Raw genomic sequence first — 7088 nt, 5'->3', positions numbered from 1 at the left:
GAATCACGTTCTGCTTCGCGCAGGTGTTTCATCCCTCGATGCGCCACGCCGCCGTCGCCCGCCGTGAACTGGGCGTACCGACGGCCTTCAACTTCCTGGGTCCGATGATCAACCCGGCGCACGTGCAGGCCTCGGCGGTGGGTGTCGCCAATGAGCGGATGGCCCCGCTCGTGGCCGGGGTGCTGGCCAAACGCGGCAGCCGCGGGCTGGTGTTCCGCGGGGAAGACGGACTCGATGAACTGACGACGACGGGTCCGTCCCGCGTGTGGGAAATCCGGAACGGCGCGGTGAACGAGGAAATGTTTGAGCCGGGCGATCTGGGTATCCGCCGGGCCACCCTGGAAGAGCTCCGCGGCGGGGACGCTGCGGCCAACGCCGCCGTCGTGCGGTCCGTGCTGGCCGGCGGACGGGGTTCCGCCCGCGATGCCGCCCTGCTGAACGCGGCCGCCGGACTCGTCGCGTTTGACCTGGATGCAGCCGGCCCGCTGCGTGAGCGGATGGCCGCCGCGTTCCAGCGTGCGGAAGAGTCCGTCGAGTCGGGATCGGCCGCGGCCGCGCTCGACCGCTGGGTCGCGCTTTCGCGCAGCTGAATGCCGCGGCGGCGGGCCGCTGCCGCGGCATTCAGCTGAGCCCTGGGCCCTGAGCCCGACGACTGGGCCCTGCGGCTGAGCCTTCCTGCGGGATGAGCCCTACTGTTCGAAGCCGAGGGCGAAGGCCGCGTCCAGGTCGTGCTGGGAATATGCGCGGAAAGCGATCTGCGTGGTGGTGTGGACAACGCCGGGTACCTTGGAAAGCTTGTCCGCGATGACGTCCGCGAGATCTTCATGCTTGGGGACCCGTGCGATCGCAATGAGGTCCCACTCGCCGGTCACGGAGTAGACCTCGCTGATGCCCTGAATGGCGGAGATTTCTTCCGCGGTCTCCGGGATGCGGGAAGCGTCTGTCTTAATCAGGACGAATGCGGTGACCACGTGTGACCTTTCCGGATCTGTTGCGCCGTTGCCGGCCAAGCAAAGCCGCCCTGATGCTGCTCCGGGGGCCTTGGCCATGTCCCTGCTAGCCTAGTCCATCAGGCCCCGCGGCGGCGTGTCTTGCGTTGCCGGACCACCGCGGCCAGAAGACGATATCCGAGCAGGAAGAGTCCCAGGCTGAGCAGGGCCACGATAACGAACGGCAGGACCACAGTCTGTCCGGTGACGGCCCGCAGGAGCATGCCACCGGTGACCGCGCCGAGCCAAACACTGACTCCGGCGGGCCAGAGGGACAGGGGCGAGCGCCACACCCGCCACACCAGCCAGGCCAGTGCCGCGCCGGCGAGGAACGGCCAGGCGGTGGCAAACACCCCGGTGATGACGTCCCCGCGCTGATGGGCGTCGCGGCCGATGGCGGCAAAAACCAGAATCAGGGCGGCGTCGGCGCAGAGGGCGAACACCGTGGTCCGCCTGGCCGCCGTCGTTTCCGCCGATCCGGTCGATGCGGGACGGGGGAGTGGCGGTGTTGAAGAAGGCATACCTCCAAGCCTAGTCGCGCGGGGAGCGGGGACCGTTCTGCCCGACCTGCCGGCACCGATAGGCGGAGTTGGCGTTGCACCTTGCCGTCAGTTCGTCGCAGGGTGTCAAATCCAAATAGACGGCCGCACGCCCGCCGGAAGCTGGCGGGTTGAACGGGCCGACGGATGCCTACCGGGAGGTCCACATGCCTGCGAAAGATGCCAAGGTTCCGGTGAAGACCGCCGCGCGGGGAGCGGCTGAACTCCGGCGGGCCGACGCCACCGAAGCACTGCCGCCCGAACAGCCGGACCAGATCCGGAACGTGGCACTGGTTGGTCATTCCGGGGCGGGAAAGACAATGCTGGCCGAGGCGCTGCTGGCCGCAACCGGCGCAATTTCGCGGATGGGTTCGATCTCCGACGGCACCACCGTTAGTGACTCGGAGCCGGCCGCGGTCCTCCAGCAGCGCTCCGTCGCTCTTTCTGTGGTGCCCGTGCTGGCCGGCGGCATCAAGGTGAATCTGCTCGACACGCCGGGCTACCCGGACTTCGTTGGCGAACTGCGCGCCGGGCTGCGCGCTGCGGATGCGGCGCTGTTCGTCGTCTCCGCAGTTGACGATATCGATGCTGCCACCACGGCCCTCTGGGCTGAGTGCCAGCGCGTCGGGGTGCCCCGTGCGGTGGTGGTCAGCCGGCTGGACCACCCCCGGGCGGACTTCGACGCCGCCCTGGCGAGGTGCCAGCGGGCTTTCGGCGACACGGTCCTGCCGCTCTACCTACCGGTCGAGGCCGGGGCCGCGGGCGCCGGATTGCTGGGGCTCCTCTCTGGCACCGTCTCCGAACACCCTACGGATGGCGCCCAGCCCGCACATCGGGACGCCAACGACGTCGAACGCGCCTCCTCGGCGACCGCGCGGGGAGCGCTGATCGAAGGCATCATCGCCGAGAGCGAGGATGAGACGCTGATGGAGCGGTATCTGGACGGAGATGAAATCCCCTTTGAGATTCTGGTCAGCGATTTGGAGACGGCAGTCGCCCGGGGATCCTTTTACCCGGTGATTGCGACCTCCGCAGAGACCGGGGTGGGGATGACAGAACTCCTGGAAATGCTGACACGGGCCTTCCCGCCGCCAAACAATTGCCGGCGGCCAGCGGCCTCCCACCTCGACGGGACTCCCGCCGCGATCCCGGACTGTGACCCGGCGGGGCCACTGCTCGGCGAGGTGGTGCGAACCACGATCGACCCGTTTCTGGGCCGGGTCTGCCTCGTCCGCCTCTTCTCCGGCACTTTGCGGGAGGACTCGTCCGTCCATGTGGCCGGCCGCGGCCTGGCGGACCGGGGCCATGCCGACCACGACAGTGACGAGCGCGTCACCCATCTGTATTCCCCACTGGGCGCCGGCTTGCGGCCGGTGCCGTACACCGTGGCCGGCGACATCTGCGCCCTCACGAAGCTCGGGCCCGCCGAGACCGGGGACACCGTGTCGGCCAGGGAGCTGCCGCTGCTGATCCAGCCGTGGGAGATGCCGGATCCGCTGTTGCCCGTCGCGATCGAGGCTGCCTCGCACGGCGACGAGGATGTGTTGGCCCGCAGCCTGGGAAAGGTCGCGGCCGGGGACCCGGCGCTCCGTGTGGAACGGAACGCCGAAACCCATCAATTGATCCTCTGGTGCATGGGTGAGGCCCACGCGGACGTTGTGCTCGGCAGGCTGCGCGAGCAGGGCGTCAAGCTGCAGACGGTCGACGTGGTCACCCCGCTGCGGGAAACGTTTGCGGCGCCCGCGGCGGGCCACGGCCGGCATGTCAAACAATCAGGAGGCCACGGTCAATACGCCGTCTGCGACATCGAGGTTGAACCGCTGGAGCGTGGCACCGGATTTGAATTTGTCGACAAGACCGTCGGCGGAGTCATCCCGGGCCCCTTCATCACCTCGGTGGAGAAGGGTGTGCGGGCACAAATGCAGAAGGGCGTCTCCGCCGGCTTCCCGGTGGTGGATATCCGGGTGACCCTCCTTGGCGGCAAGGCACACAGCGTGGACTCTTCGGACGCTGCCTTTCAGGCTGCCGGGGCGCTGGCTTTGCGGGAGGCCGCCGCAGCCGGGCGCATCCAACTGCTGGAGCCCGTCTCGGCCGTGACCATCAGTGTTTCGGACGAGAACGTGGGCGCGGTGATGAGCGACCTCTCCTCGCGCCGGGCGCGGCTGACAGGAACGACGTCGACCGGGGGAGACCTGACCGAAATCACCGCCGAAGTGCCCGACCAGGAACTCCTGCGCTATGCGATCGAGCTGCGCGCCCTGACCTCGGGCAGTGGCCGGTTCGTCAGACGATACCTCCGTCATGAGCCCGTGCCAGCGGCCGCTGCCCGTGCCGCCACGAAGGACTGACGACAAGTCCGGGGTGGATTCCGGACGCCCGGAAGTGTCCTATTTGAGGACGGAGCTGAGGGGGACGTACTTCAGGTTGGATGCGTTGCCGCCGGAGTTGGTCTCGTCGTGGATCACCAGAAGACCCTGCTCGAACCCCGGGCCGGCGTTCTTGGTGGTCACGTCCAGCCCGTCCGTGCCTGTCGCGGCATCGACTGCCCCGTTGGCCCCCACGGAGAAGCTCTTGCGGAAAGCGTTGTTGCCGGACCGGTCGTAGATGGCGATGGTGGAGTTGCCCTGGCTGGATACGAAGAGGTACCCGGCACCGTCTGCGCCGTAGGCGATGCTCATCCCCTCGATGTCGGCTTCCAGATGGCCCGCCCCCACCGCATCCACTGAACTCCGGTCGGCGCCGGCGTCAGGTTCGGCGCCGTATTTCCAGATACCGACGTCCTCCTGGCCGAGGTACAGGTGTCCAAGCTCGTCGTCAGCGACGCAGCTTTCGCTGATGCTGTCTATCGGGAGAGATCGCACGAGGGTGGCCTCCACTTTTCCCGCTCCGTTGTCGAAGAGTTCGAATTGTTGGACGGACCCGGGTCCGTTGGGCGTCACGAAAGCGTAGAACTTTCCGCTTACTTTGCTGTGGTAGCTGCAGAAGCCGTAGTTGGGCGCGAAGGTGGCGATGCTGCGTGCCGCCACCGGTGACAGGGTTCTGCTGGTTGTATCCAGTGTCCATAATGCCAGCGTGTTGTCTGACCTGTTGTTGGCACCGACCAGGACCGTGGATTTCCCGGACAGCGGGAAACCCGTTCTCAGGTCCACGTTCCCGATTTTTCCGTCCGGTCTGAACTGGAGGAGTTTGCCGTTCATGTCGAAGACGCCGATACCCCCGCCCGAGTTCGCCTTGTCGTCAGCCAGGACAACGCTGTTGGCAGGGGCGGCCGGATCAACCCAAATCGCTGAGTCATCTGAAATGTCGCCCGAACCCGAAAATTCTTCCGTCTCGAGTGCGGGCAAAACACTCGATTCGCTCAGGGTGGGAGATGCGGGTGGCGCGGACGCGGGGGCTGCGGTGGTGACCGGCGTCCGTGGAGCGGCGGATGGGGCCGTGGAGGAAGGGGGCGTGGATCCGCAACCGACCAGAGCCGGGACGGCCAGTGCAGCCACGGCGAGCAACATCGCTGCAGATCGGACGTGGTTGGACATTGCTCACTCCCTGGCCGGGTCCATGATGCGCGTTGTCGAACGGTGGCGTCTTGGGATTATGTGAGCGCAGCGCCGCCGCTGTCAAGCATCCGGGCTGGGTCTCCGGATTGCATGATCCCAGGAGTCAAGAACTGGAGGCGATTCTCATCCCAGGGTCGCCGGCCGCCGGCGCTCAGGCGGACGCCGCGCCCGGTGGCACCGGGTGACCGACCGGCGAAGCAGCGGCCACGGATTTGATGAAGGTCTGGTCCTGTGGGGAGAGAGGGAGTTGACCATTTCGATCTACTCCTTCCAGGCTGTCGGGCGAACCACTCGCCCGAACGAGCGCCTCAGTCACACTCCGCGGGAGGATGACAGTGCCGGGATTGGCCCGCATCCACTCCTGCGTCCTCGGATCCAACTTGTTCCACAGGTTCTCCAGGATCGGCCTGTTCACGATTCCTCCAACGGTGAGTGTTCAAAAACCTGAAATCCCGGTCACACCGCCCAACCTAGCCCCGGGTACCTGCCCTGTCCAGAGACGCATATGAGGGGAGAATCCCGGCACGACGTCGACGAAGCTCGCCAGAAGGTACCGGACCTCCTGGCCGCCCCCACCCGGCGTCTGCCTCGCGCAGACTTCAGCGGCAACGATGAACCGACTTGCGAAAAGTTGGATGCGGAGCCCTCGCGGGTCAGCGTGCGGCGCCCACTCAGCGAATGCCGGCTCCATCATCCAGGCGTTCTCCCGGATCGCCCGGCTGTCCGGAGTCGCTGGTGAAGGCCACTGAGATCTCGGGGGCTGATGTCAGTGAGTTGTGCACGGTGCAGTGGGAGGCGACGGCGAGCAGTGCCTCGCGGCGTTCGGCGGTGACGCCGTCGGGGATGGTGAGGCGCACCTCGATGCTGGCGACGCGTGCGGGTCGTGAGCCCATGTGGAATTCAGCGTCGACGGCGAGGCCCTCGGTGGGCAGGTTGTGTCGGTCCAGGTAGCGGCGGGCGTAGAACGCGATGCAGCCGGCGAGGCTTGCGATGAACAGTTCTGTTGGGGTGGGGCCGGTGTCCTCCCCGCCGTCGCCGACCGGTTGGTCGGTCCGGATGAGGTGGCCGCGGATGTTGATATCGAAGCGGTCGCCGCCCAGGTGTGCGACCCGGACCGGCTGGCTTCCCCCGGGGGCGGGGCCGCCGGCGGCCGTTGCGCTGCCTGCGGCTGTGATGACTGGTTCGCTGCTCAAGGTGTTTCTCGATCCGTTGGTGGGGCATGTCCTGCGCCCGGGGCTGGGGCCGGGGTCCGGTGTTATTTCGAGGCTGCCGGGGCGGCTGCCATTTTTGCCCGGACCTCTTCCATGTCCAGCTCTTTGATGCCCGTGATGAGCTGTTCCAGCCCGGTGGGGTTCATCGCCCCTGGCTGGGAGAAGACGAGGATCCCTTCCCGGAAGGCCATCAGGGTGGGGATGGAGGTGATGCGGGCGGCAGCGGACAGGCCGGGCTCGGCCTCGGTGTCCACCTTCGCGAAGACGACGTCCGGGTGGTTCTCGGAGGCTTTGCTGAAGGTGGGGGCGAACATCCGGCAAGGCCCGCACCAGGCTGCCCAGAAGTCCACCAGGACGATGTCGTTGCCGGTGATGGTGTCGTTGAAGGTCGCTTCGGAAATGTCGATGGTTGCCATAGTGCAATAATATACCCCTAGGGGTATTGGAGCAACAGGGCGGTGAGCTCTGCGCCAGTTTGCATAAATACCCCCTGGGGTATCATGATGGAAGGGGTCCCTCAGTTCTTTCTCGCAGCCCAACAGCCCTGTCCTACCGAAAGGTCCAGACCATGGAAATTACCCCCGCTCAGCTCGCGGAGCAGCTCACGAGCGGCCGCGGCGCCCAGATTATCGATGTCCGCGAATCAGCTGAAGTCGCCGGGGGCATGATTCCCGGGGCCCGGCACATCGCCCTGGGCGAACTGGGCGGGCGCCTTGATGACCTGGACAGGGCCCGGCCCGTCATCGCCATTTGCCGCAGCGGACGCCGCAGCGCGGCGGCCGCGGACCAGCTCAT

General features: G+C 66.8%; 7 protein-coding genes and 1 pseudogene. 3 read left to right on the top strand and 5 right to left on the bottom strand.

Translation table 11 applies throughout. From position 1 onward, the window contains the following. Positions 1-590: pseudogene (locus BJQ90_RS20980) on the top strand (anthranilate phosphoribosyltransferase); the annotation flags it as partial. A gap of 99 nt (positions 591-689) precedes the next feature. Here BJQ90_RS20980 and BJQ90_RS20975 read toward each other — a convergent pair. Continuing rightward, positions 690-971 (bottom strand): Lrp/AsnC family transcriptional regulator, encoded by a 282-nt coding sequence (locus tag BJQ90_RS20975; protein ID WP_024368097.1) that lies wholly within the window; start codon positions 969-971, stop codon positions 690-692. A gap of 98 nt (positions 972-1069) precedes the next feature. After that, positions 1070-1510: a DUF3054 domain-containing protein gene (locus tag BJQ90_RS20970; protein WP_226762111.1), complete on the bottom strand. Its 441-nt coding sequence runs from the start codon at positions 1508-1510 to the stop codon at positions 1070-1072. Positions 1511-1695: 185 nt separating this feature from the next. Here BJQ90_RS20970 and BJQ90_RS20965 point away from each other — a divergent pair, with 185 nt between their 5' ends. Further along, positions 1696-3876 (top strand): elongation factor G-like protein EF-G2, encoded by a 2181-nt coding sequence (locus BJQ90_RS20965; protein WP_226762110.1) that lies wholly within the window; start codon positions 1696-1698, stop codon positions 3874-3876. Between the two features lie 39 nt (positions 3877-3915). On the opposite strand, the gene BJQ90_RS20960 is transcribed toward BJQ90_RS20965, so the two are convergent. The 3 genes from BJQ90_RS20960 to trxA form a co-directional block, all read right to left on the bottom strand. After that, positions 3916-5061 carry a phytase gene (locus tag BJQ90_RS20960; protein ID WP_226762109.1) on the bottom strand — a complete coding sequence of 382 codons (1146 nt, stop codon included), beginning with the start codon at positions 5059-5061 and terminating at the stop codon, positions 3916-3918. Positions 5062-5753: 692 nt separating this feature from the next. Continuing rightward, on the bottom strand, positions 5754-6275 hold the full coding sequence (locus BJQ90_RS20955; RefSeq protein WP_226762108.1) for an OsmC family protein: 522 nt from the start codon (positions 6273-6275) through the stop codon (positions 5754-5756). A gap of 62 nt (positions 6276-6337) precedes the next feature. Further along, positions 6338-6709 (bottom strand): thioredoxin, encoded by a 372-nt coding sequence (gene trxA / locus BJQ90_RS20950; protein ID WP_226762107.1) that lies wholly within the window; start codon positions 6707-6709, stop codon positions 6338-6340. Between the two features lie 152 nt (positions 6710-6861). Between trxA and BJQ90_RS20945 the strand changes: the two genes are divergently transcribed. Next, positions 6862-7088: rhodanese-like domain-containing protein (locus BJQ90_RS20945; RefSeq protein ID WP_226762106.1), on the top strand; the 227-nt coding region annotated here is incomplete at its 3' end.

Origin of the sequence: Arthrobacter sp. SO3 (genome assembly GCF_020532825.1) — a bacterium.
GTDB lineage: Bacteria > Actinomycetota > Actinomycetes > Actinomycetales > Micrococcaceae > Arthrobacter.
This window is presented reverse-complemented; position numbering and strand designations above follow the sequence as displayed.